Raw genomic sequence first — 21,056 nt, forward strand, 5'->3', positions numbered from 1 at the left:
GGCTCGGGTGGGGGACGGCGCGGAGCGCAGTCGTCCCAACCGCAGCCCCGTACCGCTCTTAGACGAACTGTCAGGACCGTACCGACCACGGGGTTACCGCGGGTACTGGTCGGTAGGTTACGGTTCGGTAATATGACTGCGGGTGCTCAGGGGGCCACCCTCAACAGGTGGTACGAGCCGTGTGGTTGACTGCTTGAATGTTGCAAGAGTCGGTCTTCCGGACGAGTGACCTGCCGCCGTGCGACCGCTTCGAGGCATGGGCCCAGCGCATGGGCAGCACCCACGCGCCCATGCGGCTCAGTACCGACCACACCGCGGACTACCACGGCCACCAACGTGTCATCGAACTGGGCGAGGTGGTCGTGTGGCCCGCGACCATGGACCCCATCACGTTCCACCGCACGGCCAAACTCGTCCGGCAGTCCGACCCCGAGACCTACCACCTGTCCCTCCTGTTGAAGGGCGAGGGAGTCGCCGTCTGGGACCGGCGTCAGGCCGTCTACCGGATCAACGACTTCCACACCAACTCCTCGTCCCGGTCCTGGGACGTGGCCACCGGCTCCGACCCCGTCACGATCGTCGGCGTGGAGATCCCGCGCACCCTCGTGGCCGTACCGGGACACCGCGTCGACCGGATCCTGGGAGGCCTCGTCTCGGGCCGCGAGGGCAGCGGCGCGCTGCTGGCCCAGTTCCTGCTCCGGCTGATCTCGGACACCGCGCCCTACCGGGCCACTGACGCCCCCCGCCTCGGCACGGTGGTCGCCGACCTCGTCACGGTCGCCTTCGCACACGCCGTGGACGCCGACCCGAGCCTGCCGCCGGAGACCCGCAGCCGCACCCTCGTCCTGCACATCAAGGACCACGTGCGCCGCCACCTGGGCGACCCGGACCTCACCCCCGCCCGCGTCGCCGAGGCCCACCACATCTCCCGCAGCTACCTGTACCGCCTCTTCCAGGACGAAGGCGTCGGCATCGCCTCCTACATCCGCGACCAGCGGCTCGCGGGCGCCCGCCGCGACCTCGCCGACCCGGCCCTGCGCGCCCTGCCGATCCACGCCGTCGGCGCCCGCTGGGGCTTCCCCCGCGCGGCCGAGTTCACCCGGGCCTTCCGCACCGCCTACGGCCTCCCGCCCAGCGAACTCCGCGAACGGGCCCTGGCCGTGCCCGGCGACGCACCGGAAGTGGACGCAGCGCCAACGAGCCGTGGACCGTCCGCCAACGACACACCGCGGACCTCTGCCGCATCCTGGTGATCGACCGCGGAGCGGAACGCGCGGTACCGGATGCTGGGCCAGGACTGCGGGGGAGTCCTGGCCCCGCGTCCGTATGTCCCGGGCCAGCCGAGGGGTGCCGAGCGGTGGGTGACCGATCGAGGGGTGCCGAGCGGTGGGTGACCGGCCGAGGGGTGTCGAGCGGTGGGTGACCGATCGAGGGGTGTCGAGCGGTGGGTGACCGGCCGAGGGGTGTCGAGCGGTGGGTGACCGGCCGAGGGGTGTCGAGCGGTGGGTGACCGATCGAGGGGTGTCGAGCGGTGGGTGACCGGCCGAGGGGTGCCGAGCGGCGGGTGACCGGCCGAGGGGTGCCGAGCGGCGGGTGACCGGCCTAGGTGATCGAGTGGTGACGGCCCGGGCGGGGGCGTACGGTCGAACGGTGGACACGGCGGTGGACTCCACCCGTTCACCGCGCCTCCCGAGGGCCCGCCCCCGAGCGGGCGACACACGTCATGAGCAGCGCTCCGCAGCCCACCCCCGCGACCCGGACCTCCGCCCGCCAAGAGGGCGGCGGCGGAAACGGGATGGCGCTGCTGGTCATCGCCTCCTGCCAGTTGATGGTGGTGCTGGACATCACCATCGTGAACATCGCGCTGCCGGACATCCAGCGTTCCCTGGACTTCTCCACCACCAGCCTGTCGTGGGTAGTCAACGCCTACACACTGACCTTCGGCGGGCTGCTGCTGCTCGGCGGCCGGGCCGGTGACATCCTCGGCAGACGGCGCGTGTTCATCGTGGGCGTCCTGCTGTTCGTGCTCGCCTCCCTGCTCGGCGGCCTCGCCCAGAACGAGGCCCAACTCCTGGGCGCACGCGCCCTGCAGGGCGTCGGCGGAGCCATCGCCTCCCCGACCTCGCTCGCTTTGATCAGCACCACCTTCCGCGAGGGACCCGAACGCAACCGCGCCTTCGGTGTGTTCGCCGCGGTCTCGGCGGGCGGCGGCGCGATCGGCCTGCTGGCCGGCGGCATCCTCGTCGAGTGGCTGAACTGGCGGTGGGTGCTCTTCGTCAACGTGCCCATCGGTCTGCTCATCGCGCTGGCCACCCCCCGCTACATCAAGGAGTCCGAGCGCCACCCCGGCCGCTTCGACCTCACGGGCGCGCTGACGTCGACCATCGGCATGGTGCTGCTGGTGTACGGCTTCATCCGGGCCGCCCAGGACGGCTGGCGCGACCCCCTCACCCTCGCCTCGTTCGCCGCGGCCATCGTGGTCCTCGCCGTGTTCGTCCTGGTCGAGCGGCGGTCCAGGCAGCCGATCACGCCCCTGCACATGTTCGCCGACCGCAACCGGGCGGGCACCTACGGCATCATGCTGTGCCTCGCCGCCGCGATCTTCGGCATGTTCTTCTTCCTCACGCTCTTCGTGCAGAACGTCCTCGACTTCAGCCCGCTGGCCGCCGGACTGGCGTTCCTCCCGGTGAGCGCCGTGATCGCGGTCGGTGCCGGGCTGGCCTCCCGGTTCCTGCCGACGTACGGCCCCAAGCCCTTCATGGTGGGGGGCGCGATCCTCGCGGCGGCGGGCCTGGCCTGGCTGACGCTGACCGACATCCACTCCACCTACGCGGGCAGCATCCTCGGCCCGATGCTGGTGTTCAGCCTGGGCATGGGCATGGAGTTCGTGTCGCTCACCCTGATGGCGCTGTCCAACGTGCCCACACCGGAGACCGGCGCCGCCTCCGGACTGCTCAACGCGACCCAGCAGGTGGGCGGTTCGCTCGGTCTGTCCATCCTGGTCACCATGTACGGCACGGCCAGCCGCAACGAGGCGGAACAGCAGATCCCCGCCTTCCTCGCCCAGGCCACCCCCGCCGAACGCCTGCGCTTCCAGCGCACCGGCGAACTCCCTCCGCCCTGGTCCGACGAGGTCCTCACCTCCGGCGTCTCGGCCGCCTTCGTCATGGCGGCGATCTTCACGGTCATCGCCGCCCTGATCGCCATCGTGGTGATCCAGGTACGGCCCTCGGACCTGGAACGCCTCAAGGGTGGGGCGGGACCCCCGGGGATGTGACCCGCGGAGATCCGGGAGCCGTCCCCGGCCCGGCCCGCCCCGGGCGCAGCACGATGTGCCCGTCCTCCAGGGCCGCGCCCATCGCGAACCCGTGCCGGTCGGCCTCCAGGCACAGGGCCGTGTCCTCGGGATGGATCCCGCGGTAGCCGCGCCGCACACCCTCGGCGAGTTCGGCGGCGGCAGCGGAGCCGCCGGCTCGACGCAGATACGGCGCCGGGTCCGCCGTACGCCCTTCCGCCAGGTCCGCGATGTACCGGGCGCAGGCGAGGTCCTCCTCGGCGCACCCGTCGCCGCCGGTGATCACATACGTCACCCGGCGGGGCCGAACGGCCGTGAGGACGAGGGCGGTCGCCGCGGCCACCGTGAACCCCGCGCACAGCAGCAGCGCGGCGTTCCGGGCGGCGAGGGCGCCGGTGGTCCCGTGGGTCGTCCGCTGTACGAGGGTGCGTCCGGCGAGGTCGAGGGAGCGCACCAGGGCGGGGGAGTTGACGGTGTCGAAGTCCGGCGCGGGCGGCCCGTCCTTGAGCGTGATCCAGTCGGGGCGGCGGGACTTGAGGGCGCGGGCCTCGTCCAGCGTGCCGGCCAGCACGATCCGTTCGGCGCCCCCTGCGAACGCCCAGGCGGCCGTGGTGAAGGCCCGCAGCACATCGACCACGACGACTGCCTCGGGGGCTCCGGACAACTCGTCGATGCCGACGAAACGATGCTCCACCCCCGCATGATGACCCACGCGAGGCACCTTCGGCACGGCACCGGCCGCCCGGCCCCGGGGCACCGTACACAGGGCGCCGAGCCCGCGGGACCGTACGGACTCTCCCTCGCGAGGACCGCCGCCTCGGCCCCCGCCGGCGTCGGGTTAGGGTCCGCTCATGGTTCATGGAGACGTGGGAATTCTGCACCCGGGTGCCATGGGAGCGGGTGTGGCGGCGCAGGCCGTGGCGGCGGGGGCCACCGTCCGGTGGTTGCCGCAGGGCCGCTCCGCGGCCACCGTGGCGCGGGCCGAGGGGCTCGGGCTGCGGCCCGCCGGAAGCCTCGAGGAACTGGCCGCGACCTGCGAGGTCGTGCTGAGCGTGTGCCCTCCCGCCGCCGCGCTCGAGGTCGCCGGGCAGGTCGCGGCGACCGGATTCCGGGGTGTCTACGTCGACGCCAACGCCGTCAGTCCGGAGCGCATGGCCGAGATCAGCGCCGTCTTCGAGGGCGGCGGAGCGACGGTCGTGGACGGCGGGATCACGGGCCCGCCGCCCCGCCGGCCCGGCTCGACCCGTCTCTATCTGTCGGGCGACGACAGGGCCGTGGCGCGTGTCTCCGCCCTCTTCGACGGCACCGCGCTCACCCCGTTCCCACTGGCCGGCCCGATCGGCCGGGCGTCGGCCCTCAAGCTGTCCTTCGCCGCCTACAACAAGATCTCCTACGCCCTCGCCGCCCACGCCGCGGCCCTGGCCGACGGGCACGGCGTGCTGGACGACCTGCTGGACCTCGCGGCACACCTGCTGCCCGGCACACCCCTGGCCGCCCCGGAGCGACTGGCCGGCGCCGGACCGAAGGCGTGGCGGTGGGAACCGGAGATGCGGGAGATCGCCCGGGCGAGCCGTTCGGCGGGCGTCCCGGCCGTCTTCGCGGAGGCGGCGGCGGAGACGTTCGCCCGCTGGGAGGCCCACAAGGACGATGAGACGGTGACCGGAGCGCGGCTGGTCGCCGATCTGCGGGATGATCCGGCACATCGGACGGAGGGGACGCCCGCCTGACACCCGACCGACAACTGCCCGACCCCGCACACCTCTTGACCCCGTGGGAAGCCGCGGCTTAACGTTCCGGCGTTTTGCGAACGGGATTGAAACGATTCAATCCCTGGTCGACGACCTGGGGAGCGTCCCTGTGCCTGAGAGCGTCTCGTCGCGCGGCAGTCTGTCCCGCCGTACCGTCCTCGCCGCCGGCCTCACTGCGGGAGCCGTCGCGGCCGCGGGGGCGGGCACGCCGGTCGCGGCCGCGCCGTCCACCGCCACCCACGACCACGGCCCGGACGCCGAGTGGTTCGCCGCCCCCGCGCGCGCCCGGCGCCCCAGGTTCCGGTGGTGGTGGCCGGACGGCCTGGTCGACGCCGACGAGATCGCCCGGGAGGTCGACCGGATCGCGGACGCCGGGTTCGGTGGCGCCGAGATCGCCGCCGTGCACCACAGCATCAAGGACAAGTCGGTCCTGGACACCGCCCACCACGGCTGGGCGAGCAGACCGTGGCGCGACGGCGTCGAGGCCGCCCTGCGCCGTGCCGCCCGACGCGGTCTCACCCTCGACCTCACCCTCGGCCCCAGCTGGCCCGTCGCCGTCCCCGGCCTCACCCCCGACGACGAGGCCGCCGCCCGCGAACTCGTCCTCGGCCGCGTCCAGTTGGCTCCGGGAGCCACCTACGACGGCCCGGTGCCGCCGCCCGGTCGCGCCCCCGCGACCGGCGTGACCCGGCAGATTCTCGTCGCCGTCCAGGCCGCCCGGGTCGAGCCCGCGAACTCCACCCGCAAGGAGACCGGCCTCGACCCCTCCAGCGTCCGCGACCTCACCGCCACCGTCACCGACGGCACCCTGGCGTGGACGGCACCGGAGAACGGCGACTGGGTGCTGATCGCCTACTGGCTGCGCGGCTCGGCCCAGCAGCCCGAGTCCGGACCCCACTCCGCGCCGGCCGCGTACGTGGTCGACCACCTCGGCGCGGCCGGCACCGCCGCCGTCACCGGCTTCTGGGAACGGGAGCTGCTGACGCCGTCCCTGCGCGGCCTGCTGAGGGCGGCCGGCGGAGCGTTCTTCGAGGACTCCGTGGAACTGGAGACCGCCGGCCTGACCTGGACCCCGGCCCTGCCCCAGGCCTTCGAGCAGCACACCGGACGGCCCCTGCTGCCGTTCCTGCCCGCGGTGATCCTCGACGGCGGCAACCAGGTGTTCGCGTTCGAGGCGCAGCTGACCCGGCAGATCCGGCACGACTTCTGGGAGACCGTCTCCGAACTGTTCAACCGGCACCACGTCCGCGCCCTGCGGGACTGGGCCCACTCGCTCGGCATGACCCTGCGCGCCCAGCCCTACGGCCTGCAGACCGACGCCATCGCCTCGGCCGCGCTCCTCGACGTCCCCGAGGGAGAGTCCCTCGGCTTCAAGAACCTCGACGACTACCGCTGCCTGGCCGGCGGCCGGGACATGGCCGGGCACACGGTGCTGTCCTGCGAGGCGGGCGCCTACAACGGGTCCGCGTACAGCACCACCTGGGACCGGTTCCTGCGGACCATGGGCGGCGCCTACGCGGCGGGCGTCAACCAGACCGTCGTCCACGGCTTCTCCTACGCCACCGCACCCGGCGCCGCCTGGCCCGGCTTCGCCGCCTTCAGCCCGTACAACGGCGGCCCCGGCTACGGCGAGTCCTGGGGCCCGCGCCAGCCGACCTGGCGGCACCTGAACGACATCGCCGACTACCTGGGCCGCGTCCACACCGTCCTGCAGGCCGGCACCGCCCGCGCCGACGTCGCGATCTTCCGCCAGACCGGATACACCGCGACCGGCATCGGCGCCTCCTGGTTCACCGCCACCGGCGTCCCGCTCGGCTGGACCCACCAGTTCCTCAGCGGCCCGCTCCTGGACCTGCCGAACGCCACGGTCTCCGGCGGCCGTCTCGCCCCCGACGGACCGGCCTACAAGGCCCTGTTCGTCGAAGGCGACTTCTTCTACGGCTCCACGCCCACCCTCGCCCTGGCCGACGCCCGCCGACTGCTGCGCCTGGCCGAGGCCGGGCTGCCCGTCGTCCTGCTCGGGGCCTTCGACCAGGCGCTCACCCCGGGAGTCCCCGACGACGGGGAGACCGACCGGCTGCGGGACGTCCTCGGCCGGCTGCTCGCCCTGCCCACCGTGCGGCGCGTCACGGACAAGGCGGCCGTCGGCGACGCCCTCGCCCGCCTGGGCGTCACCGCCGACGTACGCCACGCCACGGCCTCCACCCTCCTCAACGCCCACCGCGTCACCCGGGACGCCGACTTCTACTACCTGTGCAACGGCAAGCACGCGGAGACCGTCAAACCGCCCGTGGCCGCGATCGACCACGACGTCACCCTGCGCCGCACCCGGGGCGGGACGACGGTGCCGTACCTGCTCGACCCCTGGACCGGCGAGGCCGTGCGGCTCGCCCGCTACACCGAGGACGGCGACGACGTGACCCTGCGCGTCACCCTCCAGCCCGGACAGACGACGATCGTGGCGCTCGGCCGCCCCGGCCTGTTCGGGGACCGCGACGGAACGCGCCCCCACGTCGTCGCCACGGACGCCTCCGAGGTCCTCTACACCGAGCGGGGCCTGACGCTCCGTACGGCGGCGCCCGGAACGTACACCACCCGCCTCTCCACCGGACGTACCGTCACCACCGCCGTCGCCTCGGTGCCCGCGCCGGTCGTCCCGGACCGGTGGGACCTGGAGGTCGAGGACTGGTACCCGGGCTCCGGCCCGACACTGACCGACCGCGTGCTCCGTACCCTCACGCTCGACACCCTGCTGCCCTGGTCGCGCATCCCGGAGCTGGCCGACTCCGCGGGCATCGGCCGCTACCGTACGACGGTGACCCTGCCGCGCGACTGGACGGCGGCGTACGACGCCCGCCTGGAGCTCGGCCAGGTCAGCGACACCGTACGCGTGACCGTGAACGGAACGCGCGCGCCCGCGGTCGACCGGCTCCACCCCGTCGTCGAGGTCGGCGCGCTGCTGCGGTCCGGCCGGAACGTGATCGAGGTGGAGGTCGCGACACCGCTCGTCAACCGCCTCCGGGTCGCCCAGCCCGCCGTCTTCGGCGCCGTCGCCCTACAGGACCACGGCCTGGTGGGCCCGGTCCGCCTGGTGCCGTACGCCCGGAGCGTGCTGCGCTGACCGGGGCCCCGACCCGGCGGCCCCGGGCGCCGTGGGTTCAGTGGCCGTGCCGTCCGTGGCCCAGGCGGTGCAGTACGGCCTCGGCCATGACGGCCTCGCCCTTGGCGTTGGGGTGCGCGGGGGCCGCGGGGGAGGCCGGCCGCAACGGCTCGATCCAGCGGTCCGCCGGGGGCTTGCACATGTCGTGGCCGATGGTCGGACCGTAGGTGTCGACGTACTCCGCGTGGTTCCAGCGCGCCACCAGCCGCAGCATGTGGTTGAGGCGCTTGCCGGTGTCCCGGAGATAGGGGAAGTCCCCCGCCGCGAACGGCACCGAGGGCGCACAGCCGCTGCCGTCGTCGGGCAGCAGGTCCGGATAGCCGACGACGAGCACGCGCGCGTGCGGCGCCCGCTTGTGCACGTCCCGCAGCACCTGGGCGACCTTGGGCGCGGTCTCGGCGATCGCGACGCTCAGCCGGTCGACCCCGGAGGCCCCGTAGTACCGCTGGCACGGGTTGCCGGACGGATCCTGCGCGGCCAGCTGGGCGCAGGTCGCGATGATGGTGCCGAAGCCGATGTCGTTGCCGCCGATCTGCACGGTCACCAGGTCGGTGTTGCGGCGCACCGCGTCCAGCTGGGGGCCGTTGGTTCCCTGTGCCTTCCACATGTGCTCGGTCGTCGCCCCCGCACAGCTGACGTCCTTGAAGGGGGTCGTGCCGAGCCGTGCGGCCACGATCGACGGGTAGTTGTGGTCGGACCGCGCGCAATTGGCGTCGACCTGACGGGGGATGACGGGTCCGGAGGTGTAGGAGTCCCCGAGCGCCACGTACTCCTGGGCCTTCCCGCCGCCTCCGCCGTGGGCCGCCGCGGGCACAGCGGAGGCGGCGACGAGGGCACAACTCCCCAGCGCGGCAAGGAAGACGACCCCTCTGTGACGCCGTCCCACCGATGCTCCTCCGCGAATCTCGCGCTCCATCGCGCTCCTCCCCCCGAGCCCGCCCGGGCCGGCGCCGGCGCCCCGTACGGCCGCCGTACTGTTCGCCGGAGTTTGTATACCGCCGGGTAGGGCGCGAGGGCCATAGTCGTGAAGGAGTGTGTTCGCGCGGGGGTGCGGGAACCGAGTGGGAGTGCGGGAGCAGAGAGGGAGTGCGGGAGCAGAGAGGGAGTGCGGGAGTGGAGGGGAAGGCGGGAGTGGAGGGGAAGGCGGGAGTGGAGGGGAAGGCGGGAGTGGAGGGGAAGGCGGGAGTGGAGGGGAAGGCGGGAGTGGAGGGGGGAAGCGGGATTCGGCCGCGGGATCAGCCCGCTGCCGTCGTCACCCGCTGTCTGGCCGGTGCCATCGCCCATCGGATCGTCGCGACGGTGGCGCGGCCGAGCGGCACCAGGCACACCTCGTCCACCACGGGGAGCCTGGGCAGGCGCAGTTCCTCGGCGGCCCAACCGGGCAGCAGGGCCACTGCGTTGGCGGCGAGCACGCCGTACGGGAGTCGGGCGACGAGGGGCACAGGCGGGTGCAGCAGCAGGAAGCGGGCGGCCTCCCATGCCTGTGCGGTGACCTCGAGTTCGGGGCGGTAGGCGGTCAGCCGCTCGGTGAGCTCGGCCCGGCTGCGGGGCGGATCGGGGATGCCCAGTTCGACGGCGACGCGCGCCATGTCCTCGACATAGCCGTCGCACTCGTCGTCCGACAGCGGATGCGCGCCGTAGCGCTGATGGGCGCGCAGGAAGCTGTCCGTCTCGGCGACGTGCACCCACCCGAGCAGACGCGGATCCGAGGCGCGGTACGGCTCACCGCGCTCGGTCAGTCCCCGCACCCGCTCGTGCACCGCGCGCACCCGGGCACACGCCTGCTCGGCGTGCTCCGCGGTGCCGTACGTGGTCGTGGCCAGGAACAGGCTCGTGCGCTGGAGCCGGCCCCAGGGATCGCCCCGGTAACCCGAGTGCGCGGCCACGGCCGCCATGGCGAGCGGGTGCAGCGACTGGAGCAACAGGGCGGACAGCCCGCCGACGAACATGGAGGCGTCCCCGTGCACCCGGCGGACCGGCCGCTCCGGCCCGAACCAGCGCGGGCCGGGAGTGTTGTGGATACGGGCCCGGCGGCGGGGCCCGTCCGGCCCGGCGACCCGCGCGAAGAGGCCCGCGCCCAGCCGCTCCCTGGGGCCGCGCCCGGCGGCTTCGGTAGGTCTCATGGGCACGACGACCTCCTCTCCGCCTCACACAGCCATGGCCGAAACGGTTGAAAGTGCCTATATTTCTTTCTACCTCTGCCGGGTCCGGGGATGCGACGAACGTCGCGGAGCCGGGCTGCCCGCCGATGTCGGCGAAGTGATCGCCGGAGGTGCCGATGAAGTCTTTCCCGTCCGTCAACTGGCGTGAGGCCGCGGCCTGCCGTTACGAGGACCCCGAACTCTTCTTCCCGATCGGGGAGGGCGGCCTGTCCCGGCGGCAGATCGAGCAGGCGCGGGCGGTCTGCCACCGCTGCCCGGTGATGAGGGCCTGCGGCGCCTGGGCCGTCCGGCACAACGAGAGCGACGGCGTGTGGGGCGCGATGACGGCAGGAGAGCGCCGGAGCCTGCGGCTGAGCCGCCCGCCGCGCGGCGGCCCCTGACCGCCCTGACCGCCCTGACCGATCCGGCCCCGGCGGTCGCCGCTGCGATCAGGTCCGGACCCCCCGCATCAGATTGCCGACCAGACTCGTCGCGAACTCCTCGGTGACCGGCAGGCTGGGCAGGAGCAGCCGGTGGTAGCAGGCACCCCAGAGCTGGTCCACGAGGACCTCGGGATCGACGTCGGCGCGCAGCTCCCCGTGCTCCTGAGCCCGCCGCATCCGCCGGACCGCCAGCTCCCGGCGCGGACCGGAGTAGCGCTCCAGGAGGGCGGCGGCCAGATCGGGGTCGGTCTGCGCCTGGCCGATCAGCTCGGCGATCACCCTCCCGGCCGGGGTCCGGGTGAGCACCTGGACGAAGGCCCGCAACTGCGCCGTCAGGTCGGCCTCCAGATCACCGCTGTCCGGGAAGGCCAGCGCGGACTCCACGGCGTGGAAGTAGCCGTCGAGGGCGAGCGCCCCCTTCGACGGCCACCACTTGTAGATCGTGGTCTTGCTGACGCCGGCCCTGTCGGCGACCGCCTCGATGGTGAACGCGCCCATGCCCTTGTCGAGGAGCAGGGCGCCGGCCGCGTCGAGGACATCGGCACGCACCTCGTCCGCCGGCCGCCGCCCACGGCCCCGCCGTACCCGCGGGGCTGCTTCGCGTTCCGCCCGCTCCGGCATGCGCCGACCTCCCGAGTGCTGTTTCGACCCGCCCACCCTGACATATGGACGCGTCGTCCACAACGTGCTTATATGAACGTGGCGTCCATAAAGGAGCGAGGTAGACACGATGTCCGAGATCACGGAAACCACAAAGACTGCAGAGGCCACAGAGGCCTCTAAGACTGCACGGGTCGCGCTCGTCACCGGTGCCTCCGGCGGCATCGGCCGGGCCGTCGCCCAGCGGCTCGCCGCCGACGGCATGGCCGTCGGCGTGCACTACGCGGGCAACAAGGCGGCGGCGGACGAGACCGTGGCCGCCATCGAGGCCGCGGGCGGCAGGGCGATCGCGGTCACCGGGGACGTCGCCGACGAAGACGTAATGGCCGCGGCGTTCGACGCGGTGGAGCGGGCCTTCGGCGGGCTCGACGTCGTGGTCCACACCGCGGGCGTCATGATCCTGGGGCCGGTCTCCGAGTACGACCTGGACGCGTTCGACCGGCTGACGCGCACCAATGTGCGCGGCACCTTCGTGGTGGCCCAGCAGGCCGCCCGGCGGGTCCGGGGCGGCGGCGCCATCATCACCTTCTCCACCTCGGTGACCCGCTTGTCCTTCCCCGGCTACGCCGCCTACGCGGCGAGCAAGGGAGCCGTGGAGGCCATGACACCGGTGCTCGCCCGCGAGCTGCGCGGCCGCGACATCACGGTGAACGCCGTGGCCCCCGGACCCACCGCCACCCCGCTCTTCCTCGAGGGCAAGGACGAGGAGACGATCGCCCGCCTCGCCGCACAGCCCCCGCTGGAGCGGCTGGGCACCCCGGAGGACATCGCCGGGACGGTGGCGTTCCTCGCCGGTCCCGGACGCTGGGTCAACGGACAGGTCCTGTTCGCCAACGGCGGCATCGCCTGAGGAGCTGTATCGGCGGCATCGCCCGACGGGGCTGCGGCGGCGCATCGTCCGAGGGGCGGTGGCACGGTCCGGCGCAGGGCGGGAACCTGCCGGCGGCGTGGCGCGTTCGCCGTCCATGGACGCTTCGGGACAACACGCAGAGCGCCTTCTCGTGGCGCTGTGGGAGGCCGCCCGCGTGCTTCGGCGCATGACCTACGGGCAGACCCTGGAACTGCCCGAAGTCCTCAGCAGGCAGCACCGGGCCCACTGGCAGACAGCCGACCCCGGGACGCACGTACTGGGGGAGTCGGTACGCCTGCGCGACGGCCGTGAGGTGTACTTCGCGCTGGTGCTGCGCCTCACCGAGGGCGGGTTCGCGGTCGAGAGCGAGGTCTCGGTCGACGACCCGCGGAGCGACTCGGGCGCACGCGCTCTCCTCGGCCTGCCCGAGACGGAGGCCGGCACCCTGGCGGAATGCGTCGACACGGTGCACGACCACGCCCGGCGACTCGCCGAGGCGGGACCCTGGATCCTGCGCGACCTGGTCCGCCCACCGGGGTGAGGACCGGCCCGGGCGTACGACTGCTGTGACCCGGGAGCACGCCTCACCAGGGGCGGTTCACTCACACGGGTTGTTCTGGCGGTGGATCCACCCCGCTCCCGCATGCCCAGGTCATATGCGGAGCAGCATCGGCGCATGGAGAATCCCGCATCCGACAGCCCGCCCTCGGCCGGGGCGCCCCGGCGCGGACCCGAGCCCGTCTTCGCCGCGGACTTCACGTCCACCCGTCAGTGGGTGGCAGGGCGTTCGTGGGCGTATCCGAACGGCGGACCGATCAACCCCGACGACAACAAACTGGACTACTTGGTGTCCGATCCCGCCTACAGCCGAACGGGAACCTTCCTGGCGATCCGGCGGCGGGACGGGCGGTGGAACGCGGGTCTGCTCACCACGGAGGGGAGCGAGGAGGCCTTCACCGTCCGCACGGGCGACGTGCTCGAGGCGCGGGTGAGACTGCCGTACGAGATGGGGGCCTGGCCGGCCATCTGGACCTGGCGGGACGGCGATCAGGAGATCGACGTCTTCGAGTACCACCCCGACAACCCCGACCTCCTGGAGCTGAGCAACCACGTCCGCGGCGGCAGCCTCTACCACCGCGACCCGGCGATCGAGCCGGGCGCGTGGATCGATCTGCGCGTCGAGTTCGGCAGACGGTCCGTGGTCTGGTGGGTGAACGGCGACCGGGTGTTCGCCGACGGGCGGGGCGTGGGGCGCGGCTGGTACGCGTACCTCATCGTCAACCTGTCGGTGTGCGCGGGCCGTTACCACCCGCCGCCCGACCCCGGGACCGTCGAGATGTCGTACGAGGTGGAGCGCCTCGTGGTGCTGCGGCCGCCGGGCCTGCTGGAAGCGGTCGACGACGAGTCCGAGGAGGATGCCGCCGACGGTGACGCCCCATGAGCGCTCAGCCCGGGGTGTCGGCGTCCAGGATGTCGCCGAGTTCCGCCACGAGAGCCGGCATCTCCCGGCGGAACGCGGCCAGGTCCAGCCCCTCGTCCGCGACGACGGCGAGCAGGGCGCGCTCCCCGACCGCCGTGACGATCACATGCCCGGCACTGCACCGGGCGCTCATCTCCCGCAGGGTCCCGGTGGAGCCCTGGTCCGCGAGGCGGCGCCCGAGGGACAGCGTGGCCGCCGCGACGGCGGCCATGGACTCCGGATGCGTCTTGCCGGCGTCGCTGGCGACCACCAGCCCGTCGACGGTCGCCAGCGTGCTTTCGGTGACACCCATCACCTTGTCCCGCAGGGATATGAGGATGTCGTTCACGGGGTCGCTCATGTCGTCTTCTTCCTGGTGAGCGGTGTGGGCGGGGAGGACGGGCGGGGAGCGACGGGGCCGAACCGGCCGGTCAGGGGCGGCGTTCGGGGGACTCCGAGGCGGCCTGCTGGTGGCCGGTACGGCGCGGCAGGCGCCGGGGGAGTCCGGCCGTCGCGGGGACGGGCGACGCCGCCGGGGCGTCGGAGGCGGGCGTACGGGGCGCGGTGCTCGGGCGTACGGCACCCGCCGGAGTCGCGTACTCGACCAGCCGGAGATCGAGCAGGTGCCGCAGGTCGAGCAGGACGGCGAAGAGACCACGGCCCAGCGTGAACGCGAGGTCCCGGGGCGTGCGCCGCCCGTCGACGGCGGACAGGAGCTCCAGGTGGCGCGGGGAGAGCCTGGCGGCGGACTCCTCCGGGCCGCCGGCGGACGTCGGACGCACTCGGTCGCGGGCGGACCGCGCGATCGCGGCAGGCTCCTGGGCCAGCATCCCGAAGCGGCGCGTGGTCTCGGCGACCAGCCGTTCCGGCGGCACTCCGGTTCCGGCGTACAGCACGGGGACGGGCTCGCCGACCTCCCAGTCCGTCAGCCTGTTGAGGGAGAGCGCGAAGGCCGCGTCGAACAGCGAGCCGAGGCTGACGACCTCCAGTTCCCCGGCGCCGAGCAGATCCCGGGCGACGAGTTCTCGCGCCAGATGCTCGTGCGTGGTGTCGGTGGCGCGCACGGACGTCCACGCCTCCTCCGTGAGACGGCCGGACTTCAGCAGGATCGCCTCGACCCCCGGGGCGCCCGGGGTTTCCATGGCGACCACGAGCCCGTCACGCACATGGATGGTGCCGCCCGGGGTGCCGGAGACGGTGACGGTGCAATTCCGGCGCTCTTCGTGGAGGCCGAACAGAAGGGAGGGCAGATTGCGGGCGGCGGGGGGCTTGTCGGTGTCGTTCCGGCTCATGCCAGCAGCGCGTCCGCATGCCGGGTGAGGTCCTGCAGCACCCAGGCGAGGTTCGTCCGCTCCCGGTCCACGGTCGCGCACAGCAGGACCGGATCGCGGTCCCGGCCGACGCTCAGGGTCACGTGGTGCATGCTCGGTGTGGTGACGACGATGCTCTCCAGCTCGTCGGTGCACCCCGCCTGCCTGAGGCGGGTGTCGGCGATGCCGACGATGTCGTGGGCGTCCCGACTCGCACCCACTTCCCCCAGCGAGGCGTAGGAGAGACCCGTCACGGAGTCCACCACAGCCGCACCGGCGATGCCGGGCGTCTGCAGGACTCGGGTGAGGGCGGCCTCGAGTAAAGCCATCGGTTGCCCCTTCGGTTGCCCTGCGGAGCACAGTACTTTATTTGCCAACTATCGCAAGACTGGCCAAAGATGAGCTGGATCGAAATCAACAGCCACAGAAAAAACACTGGTTGTCGATGTAAATGATCAACCCCGGTCAGTCTGTACGGAAATGAGGCACCGGCGTGAACATTGAGAGCACGCTCAAGGAAGCGATGAGCATCGAGGGTGCCCTGGGGGTGGCCCTCGTCGACTACGAGAGCGGAATGTCGCTCGGGGTGCTGGGTGGTGGGCCCCAGCTGGATCTGGAGCTGGCCGCCGCCGGCAACACCGAGGTCGTACGGGCCAAGCAGCGCACGCTGAAGTCACTCGGTCTGCAGGAGGAGATCGAGGACATCCTGATCACCCTAGGCCAGCAGTACCACCTGATCAGGCCCCTGGCCCGGGCGCGCGGCGGGCTCTTCCTGTACCTCGCGCTGGACCGCGGCCGCAGCAACCTCGCCCTCGCCCGCCACCGGCTCAAGGCGCTGGAAGCCGAACTGGAGGTCTGAGGACCGGCAACGCACGGACCCCGCACCACGAGAAGTGGTACGGGGTCCGTCTCCGAGCGCCGGGCAGGCCTTGCACCTGCATTTCCCCGCAGGAAGCGGGGCGTCTTTCCTTGGACCACCAACGCGTCACCGAGGAACGGGAGTTCCGCCCTTCAGCTTTGGCCTTAGCTTAGCGCATGGTCATCATGTCGGTGTACCCGGAACCGGAGTGCGAGACTCCGAATTGTCACGGATGGTCATCGATGGTCATCAGCACCGGGTCGAAGCGGAGACAATGCGATGATGTCGCCGACACCGGTTTCGCTGCGGGGCCGTCAGGCGACGTCACGGCAGCGCCGATCCGCCCGCCGGATCGGTGCCGTGTCGGAAGCCGTTCCACCGCGTCGGGCCCGCCCGACCGTCCACGAAAGCAGAGCCTCTCCGTGTTCTCCGTCTTCGACGACACGCCGATCTACCACCGCCTCGTCTCCGAACGCGGTGACGTGCCCGCCCAGGTGCGCGGCGAGGCCGAACGCATCAAGCGCGACCTGGACCGCGTCATGGCCGGCGGCCCCTCCCTCACCCCCGGCCTCCCCGCGCAGCGGGGCTTCTTCTCCTGACGCCGTCCCGGCCGGAAGAGGGAACACCATGAGCGAGGGCGACGTCGTCACCGTGCCCCGTCCGCTGACGCTGCCCGACGGCCGGCCCGCGATGGCGGGCTGGACCCTCGACCCCGCACTGCGCCACCTCAACCACGGGTCGTTCGGCGCGGTCCCCAGGGTGGCGCAGGAGCGGCAGAACGCCCTGCGCGCCGAGATGGAACGCGCGCCGGTCGTCTGGTTCCCGACGCTGCCGGACCGGCTCGCGGCGGCCCGCACCGAGATCGCCGCCCGGCTGCGCACCGACGCGAAGGACCTGGCCCTCGTCCCCAACGCGAGCGCCGGCGCCAGTGTCGTGTACGCCGCGCTGGCCGCACGGCCCGGCGGCGACATCGTGGTCACCGACCACGGCTACGGCGCCGTCACCATGGGGGCCGAGCGGCTCGCCCGCCGCTGGGGGAGCCGGGTGCGCACGGCCCGGGTACCGCTCGCCGCGGACCCCGAGCAGGCGTACCGGGCCGTGATGGCGGAGGTGGACGACGAGGTCGCGCTCATCGTCCTCGACCAGATCACCTCGGCCACCGCCCGGCTGATGCCCGTGGAGCGCGTCGGCGCCGAGGCGGCACGGCGTGGGATCACCCTGCTCGTCGACGGCGCCCACGCCCCCGGCCTGCTCGCCACGCCCCTGGCGGGCCTGGACTGCGACGCCTGGGTCGGCAACCTGCACAAGTGGGGCTGCGCCCCGCGCGGTTCGGCCGTGCTGGTCGCCCGCGGCCCCCTGCGGGACGACCTGTACCCGCTGATCGACTCCTGGGGCGCCGCCGAGCCCTTCCCCGACCGCTTCGACCACCAGGGCACCCTCGACGCCACCGGCGCCCTGGCCGCGCCCGCGGCGCTCCGCTTCGTCGACGACACCTGGGGCTGGGACACGGCCCGCCGCTACATGGACGACCTGGCCGAGTACGGCGCCCGGGTCGTCGCGGACGCCTTCGCCCGCGCGGGGACGTCACCCGACCCCGTCGACGTGGGCATGCCCGTACCCGGGATGCGGCTGGTCCGGCTGCCCGACGGTCTGGGGACGAGCCGGATCGCCGCCGACGCGCTCCGCGACCGGGCACCCGCCGAACTCGGCGTGGAGGCCGCGTTCACCAGCTTCGACGGACTCGGCTACCTCCGGCTCTCCGCCCACGTCTACAACACCCCCGAGGACTACGAGCACTTCGCCGAGACCTGCGTACCCGCCGTCGAACGATGGGCGCGCGAGGCGCGGGCGTAGGGCGGGCCCACGCCACAGGTGAGCTACGGGCAGTCGTAGGTGAACCGGGCCCGTGCCGCGCCGCCGTCCGAGGACAGCACGCGCAACTCCGCGGCGGCGGCGTAGTGCCCCTGCCCCTGGAAGGTCCACAGCAGATGCAGCCGCACCACCCGTCGGCCCTCGGGGACCGTCGCGTGCAGTACGTCGGAGGCGGTGCCGTCGTTGCGGACCCAGCGGTAGGACAGCTCACCCGCGTGGCCGTCGGTGCGGACCACGCCGACGACGTCCGCCGTCCCGTCGCAGCCGGTGCCGCGCTCGGGGGCCGCCACGGCCACCTCGCGCACCGAGAGGCCGGGCGTGGCGTGCTGCCGCCACAGCAGGAACAGGACGGCGGCGAGCAGGACCAGCGCGGGAAGGGTGTGCCGGCGCAGACGGCGGCGCCGGGAGGCGGGGGACGCCGCCGCGGGCGCGGGCGCCGTGCGCACACCGTGGGTCGCAGTGGCGGTGACGCCCGGGCCGAAGCGCAGGACCGTCCCCTCGACGTGCGGGAGAGCCACGGTGGCGTCGGACGTCTCGCGCACCGTCGTGTCCTCGCCGCCCCGCTGGACCCAGTGGCTGTCCAGCACGGTCGCGCTGTAGTCGTCCTGTTCCGGCGGGACGGGCCGGCGGTCGTGGGGAACGGTCATCGGATCTGGCACCTCCTCGTCAGGAGCTGCTGGGACGCGCCCCCGTCCGCCGAGGCGGGGCTGGTGGAGGCCTGCACGGTCCAGTAGCAGCCGGTGCCCTGGAAGGAGTGCTCGACGGTCAGCGTGTACTGCGTCGCGCCGCTGCGCCGGTACGACACGGACGCGCCGTCCGGGCTCCCCGGCTGCCCCGCGGTGTCGCCCGAGAACCAGGCGAGCGTGACGGAGACCGGGCCGGTGCCGTCCGTGGTGACCGTCACCGTCGCGGTGGCCGTGCCGGTGCCCGTCTGCCGGAATCCGGAGAGGCTGACCTCCTTGACGGCCGTGGCGGCGGACGGGGACGGCGACGGCGATGTGCTGGGCGTCGTACTCGGGGATCCGGACGGGGAGGCGCTCGCCGAGGCGTCGGACGACAGTGCGGGATCGGTGACGACGGCCGTCGGCGATCCGGTGTCCCCCGTGGCCGAGCCGGAGGGTGAGGCGTCGGCCGGCGGGGAACCCGTGGTGGCCGACGGGGAGGGTGATTCCGTGGCCGAGGGCAGCGGGCTCGCGCCGGTCGGCGTTGTGGGGCTGGTGGTGGCCAGCGCCTGCGTGTCCTGGCGGGAGTGCGCACCCGCGCCCTGCCCGACGCCCTGGCCGAGGAGCAGCGCGACGAGCACGGCGGCGGCCGCCACGACCGCTCCCGGCCAGGTGGGCCGCCAGGCGTGCAGCCGCCCGGAGGCGGGGTTCCGGCCGAGCACGGTACGCGCCTCGTCGGTGGTGGTGCCCCCGGACGCCGTACGGCCGGAGGGGAGCAGGAACAGCAGCAGCGCCACGAGGGCGGCCAGCCGGCCCCGGCCGCGCTCTTCCCAGTCCTCCCCGTAGTGCGCCACGGCGGCCCGCTCCAGGTCCGCCACGAAGGCCGCCGCGTCCGTGGGGCGCTCCGCCGCCGTCTTGGCCAGGCCCCGGCGGACCAGCGCGCGCACGCCCTCGGGCACCTCCTCGACGGGGACGGGGTCCTGCGCGTGCTGCAGTGCCAACTGGGCCATGTTGTCGCCCGGGTAGGGCTTACGGCCCGTCAGGCACTCGAAGAACGTGGCGGTGGCCGCGTACACGTCACCGGCGGGGGAGGCCGGCGCGCCGGTCCACTGCTCCGGGGCCATGTAGGCCGGGGTGCCGGCGACGCCCGCACTGATGCCGGCGTCCACCGCGATGCCGAAGTCGACGAGCTTGGACACGCCGTCAGGGGTGACCAGGACGTTCGCCGGCTTGTAGTCGCGGTGGACGACACCGGACCGGTGCGCGTCCGCCAGACCGAGCAGCGAACCCTTCAGCACGGTCAGCGCCGCCTCCGGCGACAAGGGGCCCTGGCGGGCGAGCAGCGTCCGCAGGGACACGCCGTCCACCAGCTCCATCACGATGGCGGCGCCCTCCGTCGCCTCCACGTACTCGTAGAAGCCGGCCACGTACGGGCTGTCCAGGCCGCCCAGCAGCTCCGCCTCGGCGCGGAACCCGCGGACGAAGCCCGGCCGGGTCCGGAGCGACTCGCTGAGGTACTTCACGGCCACCGGCAGACCGGTCGGCTCGTGCACGGCGAGCACCACCCGCCCACTGGCCCCGGAGCCGAGTTCGAGCGACTCGGAGTACCCCGGTACGGCCCACGTGCTCATCGCCATCCCTCCTTGCCCTGGCGCACCCGCGCCTCCGTGGCCCCAGGAGCGTCGGCCACGGCTCCTGAGACACGTATTTCGGCCACCGCGGTTGCAGCGACCGGCAACGGAACCCGATCGGCCGCGAACCGTTGTGCGATAGTGGGCCGCCATGATCTCCGTGGCGTACGGCTTGCCGGAACTGACCGAGAGCGGAAGAAGGCGCAGGAACGCCGCCGTCCTCGTCGTGACCGGTCTGCTGCTGTTCAGCGGTTGCGAGGACAACCTGGGCCCCCCGCCCCAGCCCCCGGACGGGCCGTCCGCCGTCACGGCCTGTGTCACGGCCGACGGGGCACTCGTGGCCGACGTGAACGACGACGGCCTCCCCGACCGCGTCGCGGACCCCTCGGGCAACGGAGCCGGCCTGACCATCACCTTCGGCGTCGGCTCGGACCACGAGACGACCTCGCGGCCACGTGACCTGGCCGACCACGCGGGGGAGCACCAGGAGTACGTGCGGGCCGCCGTGGCGGACTTCGACCAGGACGGGTGGAGCGACCTCGTCGTCGTGGCCGGACGCAGGCAGGGCGGCGACGATCCCATCCCGCCCAAGATGGCCGAGCTGAGGCTGGGGCCCTTCTCCAACTCCGGCCGTGGCCAGAAGGTCATCCCGCTCGACCTGGGGGCGACGCGGAACGTCGCCGTCGCCGACTTCGACCACGACCGCTACCCCGACCTCGCGGCGTACGTGTACATCGGCGACGGTGGGTTCGAGACACAGGCCCGGCTCGGTGAGCGCGCTCGCGGACTCGGGCCCGACACCCGGCAGTTCTCCGAGATGGACACGGAGACGGGCTTCGACGGTCCGGTCGACCTCCCGAACGCCGGTCCGGCCCCGTTCTACCCGCCGTGCCCGCCCGACGACACGACGGGTTGATCGCAAATCCGTTTGGATTGTCACTGTCCTGTTGAAGAATGCGCGTCTAT

Annotated in this window: 22 protein-coding genes; 13 read left to right on the plus strand and 9 right to left on the minus strand. The window is 73.1% G+C overall.

The genetic code is table 11. The features are described from left to right. Positions 1 to 197 precede the first annotated feature (197 nt). The gene (locus ACIRF9_RS39380) at positions 198 to 1,253 is read left to right on the plus strand and encodes an AraC family transcriptional regulator (RefSeq protein ID WP_403832592.1); all 1,056 of its coding nucleotides are present in this window, start codon (positions 198 to 200) and stop codon (positions 1,251 to 1,253) included. A 470-nt stretch (positions 1,254 to 1,723) separates the two neighbouring features. Beyond that, positions 1,724 to 3,277: an MFS transporter gene (locus ACIRF9_RS39385; protein ID WP_403832594.1), complete on the plus strand. Its 1,554-nt coding sequence runs from the start codon at positions 1,724 to 1,726 to the stop codon at positions 3,275 to 3,277. Here the strand turns inward: ACIRF9_RS39385 and ACIRF9_RS39390 are convergent. Beyond that, entirely contained in the window at positions 3,246 to 3,989 is a 744-nt protein-coding gene (locus ACIRF9_RS39390) for a 2-phosphosulfolactate phosphatase (RefSeq protein WP_403832596.1), read from the minus strand. The genes ACIRF9_RS39385 and ACIRF9_RS39390 overlap by 32 nt on opposite strands. Before the next feature lie 172 nt (positions 3,990 to 4,161). Here ACIRF9_RS39390 and ACIRF9_RS39395 point away from each other — a divergent pair, with 172 nt between their 5' ends. Further along, entirely contained in the window at positions 4,162 to 5,022 is an 861-nt protein-coding gene (locus ACIRF9_RS39395) for a DUF1932 domain-containing protein (RefSeq protein WP_403832599.1), read from the plus strand. 130 nt (positions 5,023 to 5,152) lie between these two features. Further along, complete coding sequence (locus ACIRF9_RS39400; protein WP_403832601.1) at positions 5,153 to 8,164, plus strand: glycosyl hydrolase; 3,012 nt, start codon at positions 5,153 to 5,155, stop codon at positions 8,162 to 8,164. Between the two features lie 37 nt (positions 8,165 to 8,201). On the opposite strand, the gene ACIRF9_RS39405 is transcribed toward ACIRF9_RS39400, so the two are convergent. Then, on the minus strand, positions 8,202 to 9,119 hold the full coding sequence (locus ACIRF9_RS39405; protein ID WP_403832604.1) for an SGNH/GDSL hydrolase family protein: 918 nt from the start codon (positions 9,117 to 9,119) through the stop codon (positions 8,202 to 8,204). 319 nt (positions 9,120 to 9,438) lie between these two features. After that, complete coding sequence (locus tag ACIRF9_RS39410) at positions 9,439 to 10,326, minus strand: oxygenase MpaB family protein (RefSeq protein ID WP_403832606.1); 888 nt, start codon at positions 10,324 to 10,326, stop codon at positions 9,439 to 9,441. On the opposite strand from ACIRF9_RS39410, the gene ACIRF9_RS39415 reads away from it, so the two are divergent. Both ACIRF9_RS39415 and ACIRF9_RS39420 read left to right on the plus strand, forming a co-directional pair. Continuing rightward, positions 10,325 to 10,513 carry a hypothetical protein gene (locus tag ACIRF9_RS39415; RefSeq protein WP_403832607.1) on the plus strand — a complete coding sequence of 63 codons (189 nt, stop codon included), beginning with the start codon at positions 10,325 to 10,327 and terminating at the stop codon, positions 10,511 to 10,513. The two genes, ACIRF9_RS39410 and ACIRF9_RS39415, sit on opposite strands and share 2 nt — an antisense overlap. Beyond that, positions 10,482 to 10,745, plus strand: coding sequence for a WhiB family transcriptional regulator (locus ACIRF9_RS39420; protein ID WP_403832610.1), 264 nt, complete (start codon positions 10,482 to 10,484; stop codon positions 10,743 to 10,745). Before ACIRF9_RS39415 ends, ACIRF9_RS39420 begins: the two co-directional genes overlap by 32 nt. A 48-nt stretch (positions 10,746 to 10,793) precedes the next feature. On the opposite strand, the gene ACIRF9_RS39425 is transcribed toward ACIRF9_RS39420, so the two are convergent. Continuing rightward, positions 10,794 to 11,408, minus strand: a complete 615-nt coding sequence (locus tag ACIRF9_RS39425; RefSeq protein ID WP_403832612.1) for a TetR/AcrR family transcriptional regulator — start codon at positions 11,406 to 11,408, stop codon at positions 10,794 to 10,796. Positions 11,409 to 11,517: 109 nt separating this feature from the next. Here ACIRF9_RS39425 and ACIRF9_RS39430 point away from each other — a divergent pair, with 109 nt between their 5' ends. The 3 genes from ACIRF9_RS39430 to ACIRF9_RS39440 all read left to right on the plus strand — a co-directional run bounded on the left by ACIRF9_RS39430 (position 11,518) and on the right by ACIRF9_RS39440 (position 13,738). Beyond that, positions 11,518 to 12,297, plus strand: coding sequence for an SDR family oxidoreductase (locus ACIRF9_RS39430; RefSeq protein ID WP_403832615.1), 780 nt, complete (start codon positions 11,518 to 11,520; stop codon positions 12,295 to 12,297). 187 nt (positions 12,298 to 12,484) lie between these two features. Beyond that, complete coding sequence (locus ACIRF9_RS39435) at positions 12,485 to 12,838, plus strand: hypothetical protein (protein WP_403832617.1); 354 nt, start codon at positions 12,485 to 12,487, stop codon at positions 12,836 to 12,838. A 135-nt stretch (positions 12,839 to 12,973) separates the two neighbouring features. Beyond that, complete coding sequence (locus ACIRF9_RS39440; RefSeq protein ID WP_403832620.1) at positions 12,974 to 13,738, plus strand: beta-glucanase; 765 nt, start codon at positions 12,974 to 12,976, stop codon at positions 13,736 to 13,738. A 4-nt stretch (positions 13,739 to 13,742) separates the two neighbouring features. Here ACIRF9_RS39440 and ACIRF9_RS39445 read toward each other — a convergent pair whose 3' ends face one another. The 3 genes from ACIRF9_RS39445 to ACIRF9_RS39455 all read right to left on the minus strand — a co-directional run bounded on the left by ACIRF9_RS39445 (position 13,743) and on the right by ACIRF9_RS39455 (position 15,395). Then, complete coding sequence (locus ACIRF9_RS39445; protein WP_403832622.1) at positions 13,743 to 14,117, minus strand: roadblock/LC7 domain-containing protein; 375 nt, start codon at positions 14,115 to 14,117, stop codon at positions 13,743 to 13,745. A 70-nt stretch (positions 14,118 to 14,187) separates the two neighbouring features. Next, the gene (locus tag ACIRF9_RS39450) at positions 14,188 to 15,048 is read right to left on the minus strand and encodes a hypothetical protein (RefSeq protein ID WP_403832624.1); all 861 of its coding nucleotides are present in this window, start codon (positions 15,046 to 15,048) and stop codon (positions 14,188 to 14,190) included. Next, positions 15,045 to 15,395: a hypothetical protein gene (locus tag ACIRF9_RS39455; RefSeq protein WP_403832627.1), complete on the minus strand. Its 351-nt coding sequence runs from the start codon at positions 15,393 to 15,395 to the stop codon at positions 15,045 to 15,047. Before ACIRF9_RS39455 ends, ACIRF9_RS39450 begins: the two co-directional genes overlap by 4 nt. A gap of 164 nt (positions 15,396 to 15,559) precedes the next feature. On the opposite strand from ACIRF9_RS39455, the gene ACIRF9_RS39460 reads away from it, so the two are divergent. The 3 genes from ACIRF9_RS39460 (at position 15,560) to ACIRF9_RS39470 (ending at position 17,779) form a co-directional block, all read left to right on the plus strand. Next, a complete protein-coding gene (locus ACIRF9_RS39460) occupies positions 15,560 to 15,925 on the plus strand; it encodes a hypothetical protein (RefSeq protein ID WP_403832630.1) in 366 nt (121 codons plus the stop codon). A gap of 422 nt (positions 15,926 to 16,347) precedes the next feature. After that, positions 16,348 to 16,524, plus strand: a complete 177-nt coding sequence (locus ACIRF9_RS39465; protein ID WP_403832632.1) for a hypothetical protein — start codon at positions 16,348 to 16,350, stop codon at positions 16,522 to 16,524. A gap of 28 nt (positions 16,525 to 16,552) precedes the next feature. Then, positions 16,553 to 17,779, plus strand: a complete 1,227-nt coding sequence (locus ACIRF9_RS39470) for an aminotransferase class V-fold PLP-dependent enzyme (protein WP_403832634.1) — start codon at positions 16,553 to 16,555, stop codon at positions 17,777 to 17,779. Between the two features lie 23 nt (positions 17,780 to 17,802). Here the strand turns inward: ACIRF9_RS39470 and ACIRF9_RS39475 are convergent, their stop codons facing one another. Both ACIRF9_RS39475 and ACIRF9_RS39480 read right to left on the minus strand, forming a co-directional pair. Then, positions 17,803 to 18,444 carry a hypothetical protein gene (locus ACIRF9_RS39475; RefSeq protein WP_403832636.1) on the minus strand — a complete coding sequence of 214 codons (642 nt, stop codon included), beginning with the start codon at positions 18,442 to 18,444 and terminating at the stop codon, positions 17,803 to 17,805. Beyond that, positions 18,441 to 20,090: a serine/threonine-protein kinase gene (locus ACIRF9_RS39480; RefSeq protein WP_403832637.1), complete on the minus strand. Its 1,650-nt coding sequence runs from the start codon at positions 20,088 to 20,090 to the stop codon at positions 18,441 to 18,443. The genes ACIRF9_RS39475 and ACIRF9_RS39480 overlap by 4 nt, the downstream gene beginning before the upstream one ends. Positions 20,091 to 20,241: 151 nt before the next feature. Here ACIRF9_RS39480 and ACIRF9_RS39485 point away from each other — a divergent pair, with 151 nt between their 5' ends. After that, positions 20,242 to 21,006 carry an FG-GAP repeat domain-containing protein gene (locus ACIRF9_RS39485; protein WP_403832639.1) on the plus strand — a complete coding sequence of 255 codons (765 nt, stop codon included), beginning with the start codon at positions 20,242 to 20,244 and terminating at the stop codon, positions 21,004 to 21,006. Positions 21,007 to 21,056: the final 50 nt, after the last annotated feature.

Origin of the sequence: Streptomyces sp. NPDC096132, from assembly GCF_044763345.1 — a bacterium.
Taxonomy (GTDB): domain Bacteria; phylum Actinomycetota; class Actinomycetes; order Streptomycetales; family Streptomycetaceae; genus Streptomyces.